The organism is Pseudoduganella buxea (genome assembly GCF_009720835.1).
Lineage (GTDB): Bacteria > Pseudomonadota > Gammaproteobacteria > Burkholderiales > Burkholderiaceae_D > Rugamonas > Rugamonas buxea.
This window is the reverse complement of the sequence record NZ_WNKZ01000021.1, coordinates 14,174-34,267: the sequence shown is the minus strand read 5'-3', so window position 1 is coordinate 34,267 and position 20,094 is coordinate 14,174. Positions and strand designations below refer to the sequence as shown.

The 20,094-nt window shown below is 65.5% G+C and carries 12 protein-coding genes; 6 read left to right on the top strand and 6 right to left on the bottom strand.

Going from position 1 to position 20,094, the window contains the following annotated elements; translation table 11 throughout:
- Nucleotides 1-19: 19 nt before the first annotated feature.
- Entirely contained in the window at nt 20-2,533 is a 2,514-nt protein-coding gene (locus GM672_RS09835; protein ID WP_155470353.1) for a TonB-dependent receptor, read from the bottom strand.
- Between the two features lie 272 nt (nt 2,534-2,805).
- Between GM672_RS09835 and GM672_RS09830 the strand changes: the two genes are divergently transcribed.
- The 5 genes from GM672_RS09830 (at nt 2,806) to GM672_RS09810 (ending at nt 9,212) form a co-directional block, all read left to right on the top strand.
- A complete protein-coding gene (locus GM672_RS09830; RefSeq protein WP_188916005.1) occupies nt 2,806-3,765 on the top strand; it encodes a LacI family DNA-binding transcriptional regulator in 960 nt (319 codons plus the stop codon).
- A 152-nt stretch (nt 3,766-3,917) separates the two neighbouring features.
- On the top strand, nt 3,918-6,236 hold the full coding sequence (locus GM672_RS09825; RefSeq protein WP_229427730.1) for a glycoside hydrolase family 65 protein: 2,319 nt from the start codon (nt 3,918-3,920) through the stop codon (nt 6,234-6,236).
- Nucleotides 6,236-6,880 (top strand): beta-phosphoglucomutase, encoded by a 645-nt coding sequence (gene pgmB / locus GM672_RS09820; RefSeq protein WP_229417653.1) that lies wholly within the window; start codon nt 6,236-6,238, stop codon nt 6,878-6,880. Before GM672_RS09825 ends, pgmB begins: the two co-directional genes overlap by 1 nt.
- 25 nt (nt 6,881-6,905) lie before the next feature.
- Complete coding sequence (locus GM672_RS09815) at nt 6,906-8,183, top strand: MFS transporter (RefSeq protein ID WP_155470349.1); 1,278 nt, start codon at nt 6,906-6,908, stop codon at nt 8,181-8,183.
- 18 nt (nt 8,184-8,201) lie between these two features.
- Nucleotides 8,202-9,212 (top strand): substrate-binding domain-containing protein, encoded by a 1,011-nt coding sequence (locus GM672_RS09810; RefSeq protein ID WP_155470348.1) that lies wholly within the window; start codon nt 8,202-8,204, stop codon nt 9,210-9,212.
- A gap of 3 nt (nt 9,213-9,215) precedes the next feature.
- Here GM672_RS09810 and GM672_RS09805 read toward each other — a convergent pair whose 3' ends face one another.
- The 5 genes from GM672_RS09805 to GM672_RS09785 form a co-directional block, all read right to left on the bottom strand.
- Nucleotides 9,216-9,431, bottom strand: a complete 216-nt coding sequence (locus GM672_RS09805; RefSeq protein WP_155470347.1) for a type II toxin-antitoxin system CcdA family antitoxin — start codon at nt 9,429-9,431, stop codon at nt 9,216-9,218.
- Between the two features lie 20 nt (nt 9,432-9,451).
- Entirely contained in the window at nt 9,452-10,348 is an 897-nt protein-coding gene (locus GM672_RS09800) for a phytanoyl-CoA dioxygenase family protein (protein ID WP_155470346.1), read from the bottom strand.
- 216 nt (nt 10,349-10,564) lie between these two features.
- Nucleotides 10,565-13,855, bottom strand: coding sequence for a fused isobutyryl-CoA mutase/GTPase IcmF (gene icmF / locus GM672_RS09795; protein ID WP_155470345.1), 3,291 nt, complete (start codon nt 13,853-13,855; stop codon nt 10,565-10,567).
- 163 nt (nt 13,856-14,018) lie between these two features.
- Nucleotides 14,019-17,603 carry an indolepyruvate ferredoxin oxidoreductase family protein gene (locus GM672_RS09790; RefSeq protein WP_155470344.1) on the bottom strand — a complete coding sequence of 1,195 codons (3,585 nt, stop codon included), beginning with the start codon at nt 17,601-17,603 and terminating at the stop codon, nt 14,019-14,021.
- Nucleotides 17,604-17,827: 224 nt separating this feature from the next.
- Nucleotides 17,828-18,754, bottom strand: a complete 927-nt coding sequence (locus GM672_RS09785; protein WP_155470343.1) for a LysR substrate-binding domain-containing protein — start codon at nt 18,752-18,754, stop codon at nt 17,828-17,830.
- Nucleotides 18,755-18,862: 108 nt separating this feature from the next.
- On the opposite strand from GM672_RS09785, the gene GM672_RS09780 reads away from it, so the two are divergent.
- A complete protein-coding gene (locus GM672_RS09780) occupies nt 18,863-20,080 on the top strand; it encodes an HD-GYP domain-containing protein (protein ID WP_155470342.1) in 1,218 nt (405 codons plus the stop codon).
- Nucleotides 20,081-20,094: the final 14 nt, after the last annotated feature.

The window sequence follows — 20,094 nt, the reverse complement described above, 5'->3', positions numbered from 1 at the left end:
ATTACGTGGTGCGACCTCGTCAGAAACGGTACATCACCGAAGCTTCCCACGTGCGGCCGAACAAAGGGCGGGCATTGATGGGGCCCGCGCCGCCCGTGGTCAGGCGCGAATTGCCTTCCGTCAGGCCCAGTTCGTTCGACAAGTTGCTGCCGTTGACGCGCAGCTCGATCTTCTCGCCCAGGCGGTAGACGGCGCCCAGGTCCACCGTCTTGTACGAGGGCAGGTACTGCAGGTTGGCCTGGTCGGCCCAGCGCTCGCCGATATGCGTGTAGGTGCCGTAGAGGCGCAGCTCGTTATCGCCCATCGGGATGCGGTAGGTGGGCGTGAAGCGGTATTGCAGCTTCGGCTGGCGCTGCACGCGCTTGCCGGCCGTGCTGGGGTTGTCCTTGTATTTCGAATCCTGGTAGTCGCCCGTCAGGGTCAAGGTCAGGTTGTGGATCGGACGCAGCGCCAGCTCGAATTCGATGCCGTCACCCTTCGAGCCGCTGACGGAATTCAAGATGGTGCCGTCGGCCAGGATCTGCTGGAAGGCGATGCCATCGAACTCCGTGTGGAAGTAGTTGATGTAGGCGCTGTAGAGCTGCGTGGCCGTCTTGAAGCCCACTTCGAACTGCTGGATCTTCGGCGTCGGCAGCAGGCCGCGGTCATTCACGTTGGCCTGGCTGCCAGCGTTGCGCAGATCGTCGAACGCGACGAAGGTGTGGCCCGTGTTGGCGCGGGCGAAGATGGCGGCGTCGCGGCTCAACTTGAAGTTGCCGCCGATGGTGAAGGAGTTGGCCGAATCCGTGCGCGTCAAGGCCGTGTTGCCCCCGGTCGGCATCGAGGTGCCGTTGTTGTAGACGGTCAGCGGGTTGTTGTCCGTGTCGCCCGAGCGCAGGTTCGATACGGTGGCGTCGAGCTTCTGGCGCTCGCGGCGGATGCCGCCGTCGACCTTGATGCGGTCGTTGATCTTCCACTCGTTGGCAATGAACAGGGCCGTATTGCTGCCATCGTACGAGGCCACGGGGGCGTAGTTGACGGGGCCTTCCTTGCCCTGGTTCGCCACGATGACGCCGTTGTTTAAGCGCACGTCGATCAGGCGCGCGTTCGGCACGGCCGTCATCAGGTGGCTGTTGCCGAGGAACCAGACGTCATCCGACGAGTAATTGGCGAAGTAGCCGCCGATCGTCACCGTGTTGTCCTTCATCCATTCCTTGCTGACACGGATTTCGTCCGTGAACGACTGGAGTTTCTTCTCGACCGCCCACAGGCCGGCCTGCACCACCTGCTGGTTGGCGGGCACGGGCGTGCCGTCCAGGTAGGTGGCGGTGGCCGTCGTCGCCGTCTGGCCCGCCACGGCGTTGCGGTAGGTCGACAGGGCGGTGGCGTTGTATGCGCCCATGGCCAGCGGGTTATTGCCCGTGAACATGGCGATGGTGTTCATGTCGCCGTCGAAGTAATTGAATTTGTTCGACACGTTCCAGCCCGAAATGGTCTGGTTGAAGTCGACGCCGAACACGGTGGCGGCCAGGCCGCGGCCGTCGCCCAGGTCGTAGTTCAGGGTGCGGCCTGGCGCGGCTTCCACCGTGAAGCGGCGCATCTCGCCGCTCATCAGGGTGCCCGTCAGCGGATCGAAGCCGGGGAATTCGGAGATCGAGCGGCCTTCGTTGGCTGAAATCAGGGGCACGCCCGTATAGAACGCATTCTTGTCGTCCGTGCGGCGGGCGTAGAAGGTGACTTCGCCCTGGTCCAGCTTGCGGGTCAGCGTAGCGGTGATCTGGCCGCCCTTGTCGGAGGGGAAGCCGGCATCGCGTACGCCGTTGGTGTTGCGGTAGAAGCCACCGACGGTACCGTACCAGCCGTCCGAAATCTTGCCGCCGTAGAAGACGTCGACCCGGCGCAGCTCGCCCGTGCCCGTGGAGAAGCGGATCGACCCTTCCGGCGTGTCCGTGCCCTTCTTCAGGATGAAGTTCATCGTCGCGCCCGGCTGGCCGTTCGAGAAGATCGTGCTAGGGCCGCCCCGCAGCACTTCGACGCGCTCGATGGTGTCATCCAGGCGGAAGGCGGACGAGCCCTCGAAGAAGGACAGGGTCGGCACCGGATAGATCGGATTGCCCATCATCTGCACGGAAACGAAGGGCGAGTCGGAGCCGGACGGGAAGCCGCGCACCTCGATATTCGCGCCGGACTGGCCGCCGGTGGCTTCCGCATACACGCCCGGCACCAGCTTCAGGATGTCGGCCGTGCTGCTGGGCGCGGCCTGGCGCAGCTGTTCCTCGGAGGCTGTCGTGATGGAGAAGGCGGAATCAAGTTTGCGCACGCCGCCCGTGGCGACGCCGGTGACGACCACCTGTTGCAGCTCGGTCTGGACAGCGTCGTTGCGGGCGGCAGCGGCCTGGGTTTGCGGCGCGGCCGGCTGGGCGTCGGTGTTCGTGCCGGTAGCGGCGGCCGTGCCGGTGCCGCTGGTGTCCTGGGCCTGGGACTGGGCAGGGCCTGCCAGCGCCAGCAGGGCCAGCGAGATGGACGAAGCAAGGCAAGTACGAGAAATTCTCATGGGATGGGCTTTCTTATGGGTGAATGTCGTCTCCGGGACCAACGCCCGGTCATTCCCGGGCGTTCCCGCCGCTTTACAGCGTGGTGAAGCTTGAGTGGTGCTTGTTCTTCTGTTGTTGCCTGCCATTGAAACAACAAATGATATCGATGTCAATCAGATTGTTATCGATGTCATTTTTTACGACAAAGTTTTTGAATCTGTCATAATGCCCCCCAGACTTTGACCCCGAGCGACCGATGCCCCCAGCCAAACCCAGCGAATCCGGATTGACAATGGAAGACCTTGCCCGAGTGGCGGGCGTCTCCAAGATCACCGTGTCGCGGGCCCTGCGCAACAGCCCGCTCGTGACGGAAGCGACCCGCGACAAGGTGCGCAAGATCGCCGAAGAGCAGGGTTATCGCCTCAATGTGAGCGCTCGCAACCTGCGCATGGGCCGTTCGTATTCCGTCGCGGTTGTGGTGGAAATGACACCGGCGAAGGGCCGGCCCATGTCCGACCCGTATCCGCTGGAGCTGTTGGGCGGCATCACGCAGGAACTGACGACGGCCGGCTACAGCGTCGTGCTGACGTCGAAGCAGTTGCTGGACACGGCGCCGGTGCAGGGCGCGGACGGCCTGATCCTGCTGGGCCAGGGCTCGCACGGCGAAGCGGTGACGACCCTGAAGAAGACGGGCCTGCCGCTGGTGGTGTGGGGCGCGCCGGAGCCGGGCTCGGACACTATCGTCGTCGGCAGCGACAACCGCAAGGGGGGCATCAGCGCGGCGCAGCGTTTCATCGAGCTGGGCCGCACCAAGCTGGTGTTCCTGGGCGACGTCGACCACGCCGAAGTGCAGGAACGCTGCGCCGGCTTCATCGACGCCATGGGTGGACGGGGCACGGTGCACATCATGCGCCCGAAGGCCTTTACCTTCGAGGCCGGCTTCGACTGCATCTCGGCCCTGCTGAAAAAGAAGGGCCAGAGCTTCGACGGCGTGTTCGCCGCCAGCGACCTGCTGGCCATGGGCGCGATCCGGGCGCTGGCGGAGAAAAGCCTGCATGTGCCGGAGACCGTGTCCGTGATCGGCTACGACGACACACCGGGCGCGGCCAGCTTCGTGCCGCCGTTGACCAGCGTGCACCAGTATCTGCGCGACGGCGGCGTGCTGCTCGCGCGCAAGATGCTCGATCTGATGAACGGCGAAGCCGTCGCTTCCGAAGTGCTGCCGACGACCCTGATGGTGCGGCAGACTTAGTACCTACAACCGTGCCCCGCCCGTGCGGGGCAGTTTTTTAATCCGCTTCCAAACCGGTTTGGATAAATGGGGACAGACCCCATTTTTTGAGCAACATTGCCGGGAAAATGGGGTCTGTCCCCATTTTTGAAGCAACATTCGAAGAGGTAACCGTGCTAGATACTCACCGCTTCCCGCCCGATCCGTGGCGCCTGCAAGAAACCTCGCCCGACGCGGCGACGCATTTCCTGAACGAGACCCTGTTCGCCCTCGGCAACGGCTATATCGGCGTGCGCGGCACGGCGGAGGAAGGCTGGAGCGGTCCGGCCGGCACGTCGCTGGACGGCACCTACCTGAACGGCTTCTACGAGTCCGAACCGATCCATTACCCGGAAACGGCGTACGCGCTGGCCAAGACCAACCAGTTCATGCTGAACGTGCCGAACGCAAAAGGCATCGCCGTGTACCTGGAGGACGAGCGCTTCGATCCGCTGCAGGGCACGGTGGAGGCCTACCAGCGCACGCTGGACCTGCGCACGGGCATCCTGGAGCGCTCGCTGCGCTGGACGTCGCCGGGCGGGCGCACGATCGCGTGGCGCAGCCGACGCCTCGTCTCGTTTGACAACAAGCACCTGCTGGCGCTGCAGGTGGAAGTGACGCCCCTGAATTTCGCCGGCACGGTGCGCATCGTCGCCACGCTCGATGGGGCCGTGAAGAATATCGAGGCGGGCGACGATCCGCGCGTGGGGTCGGCCGTGTCCGGCCCGGCATTGACCTTGCTGGGTGTCGAGCAGGATGAGTCGTTCGCGGCCCTGGTGCAGCAGACCCGCAACAGCGGTTTTCGCCTGGTCAGCGCGACCCTGACGGCGGTCGAATCTTCACATGCCACCGCATTCGAACAGGACGGCTTGCGCCTGGCGCAGACTTTCACGGTGCCGGCGGTGCAGGGACAGCCGATTGTCGTCACCAAGTACGCCAGCTATCACTCGTCGCGCGACTACCCGGAAGGCGAGCTGCTGCCGCGCAGCCGCGCGCTGCTGGCACAGGCACGGGCCGACGGCTTCGAGGCATTGGCCCAGCGCCAGTGCGCCTACCTGGCCGATTTCTGGCAGCAGGCAGACGTGGAGATCGACGGCGACGACGCGCTACAGCAGGGCATCCGCTTCAACGCCTACCACTTGCTGCAATCGGTGGGCCGCGACGGCAAGACCAATATCGCCGCCAAGGGCGTCACGGGCGAGGGCTACGAAGGCCACTATTTCTGGGACACGGAGATCTACATCTTCCCCTACTTCCTGTACAACAAACCGGAAATCGCCCGCAAGCTGCTGGACTACCGTTGGGCGGGGATGGAGTCGGCACGCCGCCGCGCGCGCCAGATGTCGCACGAGCGGGGCGCCCTGTACCCGTGGCGCACCATCGCGGGCGAGGAGTGCTCGGCCTACTTCCCGGCCGGGACGGCGCAGTACCACATCAACGCCGACATCGCCTATTCGATCAAGCTGTATTGGGATGCCACGGGCGACATCGACTGGCTGCGCGCGCACGGCGCGGAGATCGTCATGGAGACGGCGCGCATCTGGACCGGCATCGGCAGTTACGACCGGCAGGGCCGCTTCGTCATCAACGAAGTGACGGGGCCGGACGAGTACACGGCCCTCGTCAACAACAACTACTACACCAACGCGATGGCGCAGCTGCACCTGCGCTTTGCCGCCACCGTGGCCGACAAGCTGGCCGCCGGCTACCCGCAGGACCATGCCCGCATCGCCGCCGCCATGGGCCTGCAGGAAGGCGAGCCGGCCGAATGGCGCCGCGCCGCCGACCTGATGCACCTGCCGTATGACACCGAGCTGGGCATCCACGAACAGGACGACAGCTTCCTGTCGAAGAAGCGCTGGGACTTTGCCAACACGCCGGCGGACAAATACCCGCTGCTGCTGAACTACCACCCGATGGTGATCTACCGCCACCAGGTCTGCAAGCAGGCCGACGTGGTGCTGGCGCTGCTGCTGCTGTCCGACCAGTTCACCCTGGACGACAAGCGCCGCGACTTCGACTACTACGAGGCCGTGACGACGCATGACTCCTCGCTGTCCTCTTGTATCTATTCCATCGTCGCCGCCGAAGTGGGCTACCAGGACAAGGCCTACGACTACTTCATGGAAACGGCGCGAATGGACCTGGACGACACCCATGGCAACACGCGCTACGGCGTGCACACGGCGGCCATGGCCGGCACGTGGCTGGGCGTGGCCTACGGCTTCGGCGGCATGCGCGTGGTGGACGGCGAAGTGCGCTTCGCACCGACCCTGCCGGCCCGGTGGCGCCACTACCAGTTCCACATCCACCTGCACGGTTGCCTGCTGCGCGTGCGTGTCGGCGGCGACGGCACCACCTACACGCTGCTGCGCGGCGAGGCCCTGCGCATCCACCATCGCGGGCGCCAGGTCGACCTGACGGCAGCACAATCCACGCACACGGAGGCATGATGAAAAAGGCAGTCATCTTCGACCTGGACGGCGTCATCACCGATACCGCCCGCTACCATTACCTGGCCTGGAAACGCCTGGCCGAAGGGGAGGGCGTGCACTTCGACGAAGCCGCCAACGAGCACCTGAAGGGCATCGACCGGATGGGGTCACTGGACCTGATCCTGGCATCGAGCCCGCGCAGCTACACGGCCGACGAAAAGCTGGCGCTGGCGACGCAGAAGAACGAGCATTACAAGGAGCTGATCGCCACCATGAGCCCGGCCGACCTGCTGCCGGGCGCCGTGCAGGCGCTGATCGATTGCCGCGCGGCCGGCTTGAGAATCGGCCTGGCCTCCGTCAGCCGCAATGCCTTTACCGTGCTGGCCAGCCTGGGCATCACGGACAAGTTCGACTACGTGGTGGACGCCGCCACCATCGCCCAGGGCAAGCCCGATCCGGAGATCTTCCTGGCGGCGGCAACTGCGTTGGGCGTGGCGCCCGAGGACTGCTTCGGCGTGGAGGATGCCGTGGCCGGCGTGGCGTCGATCAAGTCGGCCGGTATGTATGCCGTCGGCGTGGGCGACCCGCAGGTGCTGCGGCAGGCCGACGTGGTGATACCGAGCCTGGCGCAGTTCAGGCTGGCCGATTACCTGGCCGCGTAAAAAACAAAAAACCGGAGGAGACAAAATGAAGACCCGCCGCATCCTGTTCATCCTGTTCCTGATCTACTTTGTCTTCGCCATCCTGCTCAACAGCGTGGGCACGGTGATCCTGCAGATCATCAATAACTACGGCGTCAGCAAGGGCGCTGCCAGTGTGCTGGAAGGCTTCAAGGACCTGCCGATCGCCATCGTGTCCTTCCTGGTGGCGTCCTTCCTGCCAAGGCTGGGCTACAAGAAGGCCATGCTGGCGGGCCTGGCCATCGTCACGCTGGCCTGCCTGGCCATGCCGCTGGTGCCGGGCTTTGCGACGGCCAAGCTGCTGTTCGGCGCCGTGGGCGTGTCCTTCGCGCTGGTCAAGGTGTCCGTGTATTCGACCCTGGGCCTGGTCGCCACGAGCCCGCGCCACCATGCCGGCATCATGAACACGCTGGAAGGCTTCTTCATGATCGGCGTGCTGTGCGCCTACTGGGTGTTCGGCTGGTTCATCGATTCCGCCAACCCGCGCTCGACCAGCTGGCTGAACGTCTACTGGCTGCTGGCCGCGCTGTGTGCCGTCACCTTCGTGCTGCTGGCATTGACGGCCTTCGACGAAAGCCTGGCGGCGCTACCCGCGGAGCGCACGCCGGCCCAGGATTTCGCCGCGATGCTCAAGCTTTTCTTCAAGCCCCTCGTGTGCATCTTCGTCATCACGGCCTTCCTGTACGTGCTGATCGAGCAGAGCGTGGGCACCTGGCTGCCCACGTTTAACAATGAGATCCTGAAGCTGCCCGCGGCCATGAGCGTGCAGGTCACCAGCATCTTCGCTGCCTGCCTGGCGCTGGGCCGCCTGTCCGCCGGTGTCGTGCTGCGCCGCCTGCACTGGTATCCCGTGATGAACGTATGCCTGCTGGGCATGGGCGCCGTGGTACTGCTGGCGCTGCCGCTGACGCACGATATCGCCCTTGACCCCAACGTAACGTGGGCCAGCGCGCCGGCGGCGGCCTACCTGTTCCCGCTGATTGGCCTGTTCATGGCGCCGATCTACCCGGGCATCAATTCCGTCATGCTCAGCTCCCTGCCGCAGCACCAGCATTCGGCCATGACGGGCCTGCTGGTGATCTTTTCCGCGCTGGGCGGCACTACCGGTTCGATGATCACGGGCTATGTGTTCGGCGCCTTCAGCGGCCACTTCGCGTTCTACCTGACCCTGGTGCCGATTGCCGTCGTGCTGGTGATGCTGTATTTCTTCCGCCGTGCGGTCGAAGGTGGCCATCGGGACAGCGGCTCCGGCACGGCAGGGGCCTCCGCTATAATCGGCGGCTGATCGACCCTTGTCCGACGCATGAACCTGAAAGCCCTGGCCGATACGCTCGGCATGTCCAAGACCACCGTGAGCCGGGCGCTGAACGGGTATCCGGAAGTGTCCGAACGCACCCGCGCCCGGGTGCTGGCGGCGGCCAGCGCGGCGGGCTACCAGGCCAATCCTGCCGCGCGCACCCTGGCGGTGGGACGCAGCAATGTGCTGGGCATTATCTACCCGCTGCTGCCGGCCGACCTGGGCGACCCGATGTTCCTCGACGTCGTTGGCGGCATGTCGGCCGCGCTGGAAGCGGCCGGCATGAACCTGATCATCGTGCCCGTCTCGCCCGCCAACGAACTGCCGACCTACCGCCAGCTGGTGCGGGGCCGCCGCGTCGATGGGCTGGTGGTCAGCCGCACCCTCGTGGACGACGAGCGCATCGCCTGGCTCAGCGAAACGGGCTTTCCGTTTGTTGCCCACGGCAGGACGCAGCTGGACCGGCCCTACGCGTGGTTCGACTATGACAACGCGGCTGGCATTGCCCAGGCCGTGGAGGCACTGCTGCGCCACGGTCACCGCCGCATCGCCCTGCTGGGTTCTCCGCTGACGTTGAACTTTGCGCGCCAGCGCCGCGACAGTTTTACCGCTGCGCTGGCGGCGGCCGGCATCGTGCCCGATGCGCGCTACCTGATCGAATCGGCCATCGACCGCCGCAGCGGCTACCAGGCCATGCAGGCATTGCTGGAAGCGTCGCCCCGGCCCACCGCCGTCATCGTCGACAATCACCTGTCCGGCGTCGGCGCCGTGCGCGCGCTGCTGGACGCCGGCGTGCACATCGGCCGCGACATCTCGTTGATCGTCTGGGGCAGCATGGCCGATACCCTGGCCGGACTGGATGTGACGACAATCGACCAGCCGGACGCACGCGCGGCCGGCGCCAGGATGAGCGAGATGCTGCTGGCGCTGCTGGAGGGCAGGCCGCCGGCCGCCTTGCAGGAGCTGTGGCAGCCGGCGCTGGTGGCCGGATCGACGGTGGGGCCCAGCCCCGGCTGACGATCACACGATCTTGCGTCGCCGGCCCCGTCCCCGCTCCTCCGGCACCATCAAGTCATCCACCGCCAGGTCGTCGCCCGCGTGGGCCAGCAGGTCGGCAAAGGTGCGGCGGCGAATCTCGTCGCGCAGCAGCTCGGCCACCACCTGCGATTTCAGCAGGCCCAGTTCTCCCGCTTCTTCCGCCAGGTCCTTCGGCAGCGATATCTCGATGGTCGTCATAAGTGGCTTGCCTTTCGGGGTTACGCCAGGATCAGGCGGTTGATGTAGCGGTCGAACGCAGCGTCGCCCTCGTAGGGCTCCGGTTCATACAGGTAGGCATAGCTGCGAAACAGCGAGTACTGGATCTGCAGCATCAGGCGCGGCCGGCCGGTCGGCGGGGCGCCCTTGTGTACCCCCGCCGTGTCGACGGCGAAGGCGAAGCCGCGCTGGCCGGTCGCCACGATCAGCCGGTCCTCGCCATACTGCCGGCAGATTTCGCCGTCCGTCTGCAACCGCAGCCGGAACGGCGCGCGCGTCTTGTGGGTACCGCGCACGTAGACGTGCGGGCCGTCGCCGGCATCGACGTCGGTCAGGTAAACCAGCACCTTGAAGTAGCGCCAGTCCTCGGAATCGCGGTGGAAGGTCTGCAGGTCGCTGCGCAGGCCCTGGGTGGGGAAGGACCAGCGCACACCCAGTTGCGAGATGGTGGGCTTGCAGCCGATATAGCTCTCCGCCAGCGCCAGCAGGGTGCTGTCATTGGCCAGCGCCAGGATATGGGGGCAGTGCACGATGTCGCGCAGGCTGTACTCTGCCAGGCGGGCTGCCGCCGGCACGTCGGCAATGGTGAAGGTGGAATGCTCGTCCTGGCGGTCGGTGAGGACCTTGTCGTGGAAGTGGCGGTGGATGTCGTCGCACTGCGCGGACGTCAGCACATTGCCCAGCGCCGCATAGCCTTCGGCGTGCAGGTGCTCCAGCAGGGGCCGGAGGCGCTGCTGCGGGCCGGCCCCGGGCACGCCCTGGCGCAGCCTGACCCACTGGCGGAACATGCGCACGCACAGGCCCCGCAGGGGCGGCGATACGATGATGCGCTGCAGGTAGTAAAGGAAGCTGTTGACCGGCTTGAAACCATGGCCCGGCGTCAGGCGTGCATATCTCATTTGCGGTCCTCATCAGGGGGAGGCCAGTGCAAGGAGCTATCACGTTAGCGGTAGGGAACAAACCGGGTATTGATCAGCAGCAGAGGCTGCCGGGCTGAAGGGGGCGTCTTGGCGCCGGATCAATGCAGGGGACGAAAGGCGTGTGTAAACGTGACGCGGGGGCGCCTTGCGCCCCCGCGTCGCTTAACAAAGCTAACCTTCCGGCAAAGCTGACGTTTACATATTGCGGCGGTACTGGCCCCCCACTTCGAACAGCGCCGTCGTGATCTGGCCCAGCGAGCAGACCCGCACGGCGTCCATCAGCTTCTCGAACACGTTTTCGTTGTCGATGGCGGCCTGCTGCAGGGCCGCCAGCGCGGCCGGGCTGTGCGCCGCGTTGCGGGCATGGAAGTCGTCCAGGCGCTGCAACTGCGACTGCTTTTCGTCATCCGTGGAGCGGGCCAGTTCGATCGTCTGCGGCGCCTCGCTCCCCTTCGGATTGCGGAAGGTGTTGACACCGATGATGGGCAGCGAGCCGTCATGCTTCTTGTGCTCGTACAGCAGCGACTCTTCCTGGATCTTGCCGCGCTGGTAGCCCGTTTCCATCGCGCCCAGCACGCCGCCCCGTTCGGCGATGCGCTCGAACTCCTGCAGCACGGCTTCTTCCACAAGGTCCGTCAGCTCCTCGATGATGAAGGAGCCCTGGCTGGGGTTCTCGTTCTTCGCCAGGCCCCACTCGCGGTTGATGATCAGCTGGATCGCCAGCGCGCGGCGTACCGATTCGTCCGTCGGCGTCGTGATGGCTTCGTCGTAGGCGTTGGTGTGCAGCGAGTTGCAGTTGTCGTAGATGGCGATCAGCGCCTGCAAGGTGGTGCGGATGTCGTTGAAGTCGATCTCCTGCGCGTGCAGCGAGCGGCCCGACGTCTGGATATGGTATTTCAGCTTCTGGCTGCGGTCGTTTGCGCCGTACTTGTCGCGCATCGCCACGGCCCACAGCCGGCGTGCCACGCGGCCGAGCACCGTGTATTCCGGGTCCATGCCGTTGGAGAAGAAGAACGACAGGTTGGGCGCGAAGTCGTCGATGTTCATGCCGCGCGCCAGGTAGGCCTCGACGAAGGTGAAGCCGTTCGACAGGGTGAAGGCCAGCTGCGAGATGGGGTTGGCGCCCGCTTCGGCGATGTGATAACCCGAGATCGACACCGAGTAGAAATTGCGTACCAGGTGACGCACGAAGTATTCCTGGATGTCGCCCATCACCTTCAGCGAGAACTCGGTGCTGAAGATGCACGTGTTCTGGCCCTGGTCTTCCTTCAGGATGTCGGCCTGCACGGTACCGCGCACGTTCTGCAGCACCCACGCGCGGATCTGCGCCGCTTCCTCGTCCGTCGGCTGGCGGCCCTTGTCGGCCTCGAACTTCGCCATCTGCTGGTCGATGGCCGTGTTCATGAACATGGCCAGGATCGTCGGCGCCGGGCCGTTGATCGTCATCGACACGGACGTGGTCGGGCTGCACAGGTCGAAGCCGTCGTACAGCACCTTCATGTCGTCCAGCGTCGCAATCGACACGCCCGAGTTGCCCACCTTGCCGTAGATGTCCGGGCGCAGCGCGGGATCGGCGCCGTACAGGGTGACGGAGTCGAAGGCCGTCGACAGGCGCTTCGCGTCCAGGCCTTCGGAGACCAGCTTGAAGCGGCGGTTGGTGCGGAAGGCATCGCCTTCGCCGGCGAACATGCGGGTGGGGTCCTCGCCTTCGCGCTTGAACGGGAATACGCCGGCCGTGAACGGGAACGAGCCGGGCACGTTCTCCAGCATCAGCCAGCGCAGCAGCTCGCCGTGGTCCTCGTACTTCGGCAGCGACACCTTCCTGATCTTGTTGCCCGACAGGGTCTCGTAGACCAGTCCCGTGCGGATTTCCTTGTCGCGGATCCTGACGACGAATTCGTCGCCCGCATACGCGGCCTGCACCTGTGGCCAGCTGCCCAGCAGGTGCTTGGTGTTCGCGTCCAGCAGTTCGTCGCGCGCGGTGATGACGTCGTCGAAGTCGGCGTTCTTGCCGGCGGCGGCCAGCATGCGTTTGGCTTCCGTCAGCTGCTGGCGTTCGCGCGCCAGGGTCGACTGGCGGCGCACGGTCTTATGGTAGCCGCGCACGGTGTCGGCGATTTCGGCCAGGTAGCGCGCGCGGGCCGGGGGCACGATGACATGCTTGCCGGAGCTGAAGCGCACATTCACGGGCGCGAGTTTACCTGGCTGGATGGCCAGGCCGAACCCGGCCAGCTTCGGCAGCAGGCCCTGGTACAGGGCGGTGACGCCGTCGTCGTTGAAGCGCGAGGCCTGCGTGCCGTACACGGGCATCTGCTCCGGGCTCTGGCTCCACAGTTCGCGGTTGCGCTGGTACTGCTTGGCGACGTCGCGCAGCGCGTCCTGGGCACCCTTGCGGTCGAATTTGTTAATCGCGATGAAGTCGGCGAAATCGAGCATGTCGATTTTTTCCAGCTGCGAGGCGGCGCCGAACTCGGGCGTCATCACGTACATCGACACGTCCACATGGGCCACGATGGCGGCGTCGCCCTGGCCGATGCCGGAGGTCTCGACGATGACGAGATCGAACCCGGCCACCTTGCACGCGGCGATCACGTCCGGCAGCGCCTGCGAAATCTCCGACCCTGCCTCGCGCGTGGCCAGCGAACGCATGAAGACGCGGGCCTGGCCCGCCCACGGTGCGATGGCGTTCATGCGGATGCGGTCGCCCAGCAGCGCGCCGCCGGATTTGCGGCGCGACGGGTCGATCGAGATGATGGCGATGTTCAGGGCGTCGTTCTGGTCCAGGCGGATGCGGCGGATCAGTTCATCCGTCAGCGAGGACTTGCCGGCGCCGCCCGTGCCCGTGATGCCCAGCGCCGGCGTGGACAGCTCGGCCGCCGCGGCCAGCAGCTGCTTGCGCAGCTCGGGCGCGGCGCGGTCGTTTTCCAAAGCCGTGATCAGCTGGGCCAGCGGCCGGTGGCGCTGCGCGATGTCGCCTTCCCTGAGCGGGGCCAGCGACGTCGGCGAATACTGCGTCAGGTCGATGTCGCACTGCTGCACCATCCAGCGGATCATGCCGACCAGGCCCATGCGCTGACCGTCTTCCGGGCTGAAGATGCGGGTGACGCCGTAGTCGTGCAGCTCGGCGATCTCGGACGGCACGATAACGCCGCCGCCGCCGCCGAACACCTTGATGTGGGCGCCACCGCGCTGGCGCAGCAGGTCGATCATGTACTTGAAGTATTCGACGTGGCCGCCCTGGTAGCTGGAGATGGCGATGCCCTGCACATCCTCGGCCAGCGCGGCGGTGACGACATCGTCGACCGAGCGGTTGTGGCCCAGGTGGACCACCTCGACGCCGTTCGACTGCAGGATGCGGCGCATGATGTTGATCGAGGCATCGTGGCCATCGAACAGCGACGCGGCGGTAACGAAGCGCACCTTGTTGGCCGGGCGGTCCTGTTCGGCATCGGCGGCAAGGGTCTTGGCGGAGGTCAGATCGTTCATGGGATTCCCTGGAATATCGACGGATCGTGCTGATCCGATTATATGACGTTTACGTCAACGTAAACCTACCACGATTTTGTTGCTCCAAAAATGGGGACAGACCCCATTTTTGGAGCAATGTTGCCGAGAAAATGGGGTCTGTCCCCATTTTCTCGGCAATGTTTTATGCGGCGTGCTGGCGGGCGCCGCCGAAGGCTGCCAGCAGGCGGACCTTGTCGGCGTGGTAGGTGGCGACGGCCGCTTCCTTGACGTGGCCGAAGCCGCGGATTTTCTCCGGCAGGGCGGCGATTGCCACGGCCTGGTCGTAGTTGTCCGCCGTGACGCCGGCCAGCAGCTCGGCCACGATCTGGCGGTATTCGCCGATCAGGGCGCGCTCCATGCGGCGCTCCTCGGTACGGCCGAAGATGTCGAAGGTGCCGCCACGCAGGCCTTTCAGCTTGGCCAGCACGGCAAAGGCCTTCCACATCCACGAGCCGTATTCGGCTTTCACCAGGTGGCCCTTGGCGTCCTTCTTCGAGAACAGCGGCGGCGCCAGGTTGAATTTCAGGCTGAAGTCGCCCTCGAACTGGCTTTTCAGCTGTTCGACGAAGCGGCCGTCCGTGTACAGGCGCGCCACTTCGTATTCGTCCTTGTAGGCCATCAGCTTGAACAGCGACTTGGCCACGGCCATCGACAGCTTGTTCGGCAGGCTCAGCGCCGTTTCGCGCGCGCGCACCTGCGACACCAGCTGCTCGTATTGGGCGGCGTAGGCGGCGTTCTGGTAGCCGGTCAGGAAGTCGATGCGCTTCTTGATGACGCTATCGAGGCTTTGCGGCATCTGCACGACGATGGCTTGCGTCGGCGTGGCCGTCTTCTCGACGGCCTTCAGGTCGACGGCGGCGCGGCGGCCCCACAGGAAGCTGCGCTTGTTCGATTCGACGGCCACGCCGTTCATCTCGATGGCGCGCAGCAGCGCCGCTTCGGACAGCGGAATACGGCCGCGCTGCCACGCGTAGCCGAGCATGAACAGGTTGGCGGCAATCGAGTCGCCCATCAGCGCCGTGGCCAGCTTGGTGGCGTCGACGAAGTCGGCGGCATCCGCGCCGCCCACGGATTCGACGATCAGCGCGCGCACTTCCTCGACCGGATACTGCCAGTCGGCGTTCTGGGCGAAGGTGCCGGGCGGCTGCTCGTGCAGGTTGACGACCGCCAGGGTGCGGCCAGGACGCATTTTGGACACGGCATCGGCCGCGCCCGTGGTCAGCATGTCGCAGCCCAGCACCAGGTCCGCTTCGCCGGTGGCGATGCGCTGGGCGCGCAGGTGGTCCGGCGTGGTGGCGATCTTCACGTGCGACGTGACGGAGCCGTTTTTCTGCGACATGCCCGTCATGTCCAGCACCGACGCGCCCTTGCCTTCCAGGTGCGCGGCCATGCCCATCAGGGCGCCGACGGTGATGACGCCGGTGCCGCCGATGCCGTTGATGAGGATGTTGTACGGCTGCTCGCAGTCCGGCAGGCGCGGTTGCGGCAGTTCGGCCCAGCCGTCGGCGGCCGTCTTGTCCTTGCTGACGCCCGTCTTCGATTTCTTCAGGGTGCCGCCTTCGACCGTGACGAAGCTGGGGCAGAAGCCCTTCACGCAGGAATAGTCCTTGTTGCAGCTGGACTGGTCGATGGTGCGCTTGCGGCCGAACTCCGTTTCCTTCGGCAGGATCGACACGCAGTTGGACTGGATGCCGCAGTCGCCGCAGCCTTCGCACACGGCTTCGTTGATGACCATGCGCTTGTCCGGGTCAGGGAATTCGTTCTTCTTGCGGCGCCGGCGCTTCTCGGCCGCGCAGGTCTGGTCGTAGATCAGCACCGTGCAGCCGGGCAGTTCGCGCAGCTCGCGCTGGATCGCGTCCATCTCCTTGCGGTCGTGCAGGGTGACGATGGCCGGCAGGTTCGAGCGGTCCGTGTAGCGCGACAGGTCTTCCGTCACGAGGGCGATGCGCTTGACGCCTTCGGCCGCCATCTGCTGGGCGATCATCGGCACGGAGACGGTACCGTCCACCGGCTGGCCGCCCGTCATCGCGACGGCGTCGTTGTACAGGATCTTGTAGGTGATGTTAACCTTGGCGGCGACGGCGGCGCGGATGGCCAGGTAGCCGGAGTGGAAATAGGTGCCGTCGCCCAGGTTCTGGAACACGTGCGGCACCGTGGAGAAGGCGGCCTGGCCGATCCACGGCGCGCCTTCGCCGCCCATGTGGGTGGTCAGCTTGTTCATCTCCGGGTAGATCGACGTGGCCATCACGTGGCAGCCGATGCCGGCCAGCGCGAAGCTGCCGTCCGGGACCTTGGTCGACGTATTGTGCGGGCAGCCGGAGCAGTAGAACGCGGGGCGGAACGGCGTGCTGATGGCCTTCTTGAGCACCGCGTCCTTGGCATCGAGGAAGGTCAGGCGGGCCTTGATCTGGTCCTGGATATGGGTGTCGTCGATATAGCGCTTCACGCGCGAGGCGATCACGCGCGCCACCTGCGAGACCGAGAAGTCGGCCTTCGGCGGCAGCAGCCATTCGCCGCGCGGTGCCACCCACTCGCCCTTGTCGTCGAACTTGCCGATGACGCGGGGGCGCACATCGTCGCGCCAGTTGTACAGCTGTTCCTTCAGCTGGTATTCGACGAACTGGCGCTTCTCTTCCACGACCAGGATCTCGTCCAGGCCCTGGGCGAATTCACGCACCGAGTCCGGCTCCAGCGGCCACGGCATCGACACCTTGAACAGGCGCAGGCCCACCTGTGCGGCCATGGCTTCGTCGATACCCAGTTCTTCCAGCGCTTCCAGCACGTCCAGGTAGGACTTGCCGGAGGCAATGATGCCCAGCTTGGCGTTCGGGTTGTCGATGGTGGTGTGATTGAGCTTGTTCTCGCGCGCATACGCCAGCGCCGCGTAGATCTTGTAGTCCTGCATCAGCGCTTCCTGGTTGCGCGCCTGCTGGCCCAGCGGGATCGACGACAGGCGGGCATTCAGGCCGCCTTCGGGCATATGGAAGTCCTGCGGCAGCCTGACCTCGACGCGGAACGGGTCGGCGTCGACCGAAGCCGACGATTCGACCGTGTCGGCCAGCGCCTTGAAGGCGACGGCGCAACCGGAGAAGCGCGACATGGCCCAGCCGTGCACGCCCAGGTCCAGGTACTCCTGCACATTGCAGGGGTAGAGCACAGGGATCATGCAGGCCGAGAAGATGTGGTCGGACTGGTGCGGCAGGGTGGAGGAGTAGGCGCCATGGTCGTCGCCGGCCACCAGCAGCACGCCGCCGTTCTTCGCCGTGCCGGCATGGTTCATGTGCTTGAAGACGTCGCCGCAGCGGTCCACGCCGGGGCCCTTGCCATACCACATGGCGAACACGCCATCGTATTTGGACGGGCCGATCAGGTCGACCTGCTGCGAGCCCCAGACGGCGGTGGCGGCCAGGTCCTCGTTCACGCCCGGCACGAACTGGACGTTATGCGCGGCCAGGTGCTTCTGCGTCTTCCACAGCGTTTCGTCCAGGCCGCCCAGGGGCGAGCCGCGATAGCCGGAAATGAAGCCTGCCGTGTTCAGGCCGGCACGGGCATCGCGCTGCTGCTGCATCAGCGGCAGGCGCACCAGCGCCTGGATACCGGAGAGGAAGATCTTGCCGGACGTGGCAGTGTATTTGTCGTCGAGGCTGACGTTGTTCAGTGCGACTGGCTGCGCGGGTGCGCCGGCGCGGCGGGGCGCGGCGGAACCCATTGCCGGGGTATCGGGCATGGCTTGTCTCCAAAATTCTTTATTTCGGTTGCGCCCGTACCTAGGCGCGCCGGGTGGGCGCGGGCCGGTACAGGCCACGTGGCCGCAGTGGGCGGCGCTCGGTCAGCTCTTACGGCTGCTCGGAGCGGTCAGTCTACGCCTTGGTTGACGTATACGGAAATAGGCGATGCCGATGGGGGTATAAGAAAAAGTGATGGCTCGGCTGCTGCCAGGACACGGCCTCGTCAGCGCAGGGTGGCGCCGGGCCACTGGCCCGAGCTGCACAGTTCGCTTGCGACGTCGACGGCCAGCCGGCTGATGGCGGTCGCGGCATTCGTCAGCGGCAGGGTGCGCGAGGCGCACAGCACTACGGTGCGGGAGATGGCGGGGCCGTGGATGGCCAGCGCACGCATGGCACCCCGGTCGATTTCCGGCAGCACGGGGGCAACGGGCAGGATGGTGGCGCCCATGCCGGCCATCAGGGCGGACTTCAGGATGGCGATGGAATTGATTTCGATGACTTCGCCCGTGGCCAGGCCGGCGGCTTTCGCCACGGCCTCGATGCGGGGACGCACGCCATGCTGCAGGCCGGGCAGGATCAAGGTGGCCTGCAGCGCTTCCTGCAAGGTGATGACGTCGCGGCCGGGGAACCACGGCGCGTCGGCACGGCAGATGAAGCACAGCGATTCCTCAGCCAGCACGGTGGTGGCGAAGGGGGTCAGCTGGCCGTCGTCGAACAGCACGGCCAGGTTGACGCGGCCCGATTTCAGCTGTTCGGCCAGGTTGCCCGTCAGTTCCTCCGTCAACTGCAAGGTGATATCGGGGTAATGCTGGCGCGCCGCCGTCAGCAGGGGCAGGGCCAGTGCGCCGGAAATACTGTGCGGCAGGCCCAGGGTGACGCTGCCCGATGGGCGCGCCGACTGCGTCACGGCCGAGCGGGCATCGGCGACCTGCTTCAGGATCGCCTGCGCATGCTCATAGAACACCTTGCCCGCGTCCGTGCTGTGCACGCCCTGGGCAGTGCGGTGCAGCAGCTGCGCGCCCAGGTCCTGTTCCAGCTGGCGTAGTTGCTGGGTCAGCGCCGGTTGCGCCACGTGCAGGACGACGGCCGCGCGGGACAGCGAGCCGTGATCCACAATAGCAACAAAGTAACGAAGTTGGCGCAGTTCCATAAATTATTCGATGCTTTTAACTTACGATTAGTCCCGTATGGAAACTGTTTGGTTATACTGTTATTGTAGCGTGAGCGCTTAACGGTTACTAAAACCTCGCAGGTTTCCATGTTAAAGAAAGTCGACGCCTCCCAATTAAAGGTAGGCATGTATATCCACGATCTCAGTTGCGACTGGATGGCGCACCCGTTCGTCCGCAACCGGTTCGAGATCGTTTCGGACGCGGAAATCCGCAAGATCGTCGGCGCCGGCATCCGCGAGGTCGTCATCGATGCCGCGCGCGGGCTCGACGTGGCGGACGCGCCCACGTTGCGCGAGGCCCAGGCGGCGCTGGAAAAGGAGGTGGTGCACATCGCCACGGCGCCGGCGCGGCCCTTGAAGACGGCGCTGGGCCAGGAAATGCAGCAGGCCGTGCGCATCCGCAACCAGGCAGCCGGGCTGGTGCGCAACGTCATGGCCGACGCCCGGCTCGGCAAGGCCATCGAGATCGGCGGCGTCCAGCCCGTGGTGCAGAACATCACGGAATCGATCCTGCGCAATCCGGGCGCGTTGCTGGGCCTGCTGCGCATCAAGACCAAGGACGACTACACCTTCCTGCACTCGGTCAGCGTGTGCGCGCTGCTGGTGGCCTTCTGCCATTCGCGCGGCATGGACGACGATTTGATCCGCGAAGCGGGCCTGGGCGCACTGCTGCACGACACGGGCAAGGCCCTGGTGCCGGACGCCATCCTGAACAAGCCGGGGCCGCTGACGGACGCGGAGTTCGACATCATCCGCAAGCACCCGGAGGACGGCTACAACATCCTGCGCCAGTCGCCGGAAGTGGGCCAGATCGCCCTCGACATCACGCGCCACCACCACGAGCGGCGGGACGGCACGGGCTACCCGGACAAGCTGGCCGGCGACGCCATCAGCGAGCTGGCGCAGATGGCCGCCATCGTCGACGTCTACGACGCCATCACGGCCGACCGCTGCTACCACAAGGGCATGCCGGCGGCGGCGGCGCTGCGCAAGATGTATGAGTGGAGCAAGTTCCACTTCGATCCGCAACTGGTGCAGCAGTTCATGCGCTGCGTCGGCATCTATCCCGTGGGGACCCTGGTGCTGCTGGAATCGGGCCGCCTCGGCGTCGTGGTCGAGCCGCACGAGAGCAACCTGCTGTCGCCCAAGGTGAACGTGTTCTTCAGCACGCGCACGAATGTGTATATCAAGCCGGAAATGGTCGACCTGGCGCGCGGCCTGGGCTTCGGCGGCGCCGACAAGATCGTCGGGCACGAAGACCCCCTGCGCTGGAACGTCGATCCGATGCGCTTCCTGGTGCTGTAACGGAGTGTCGCCGG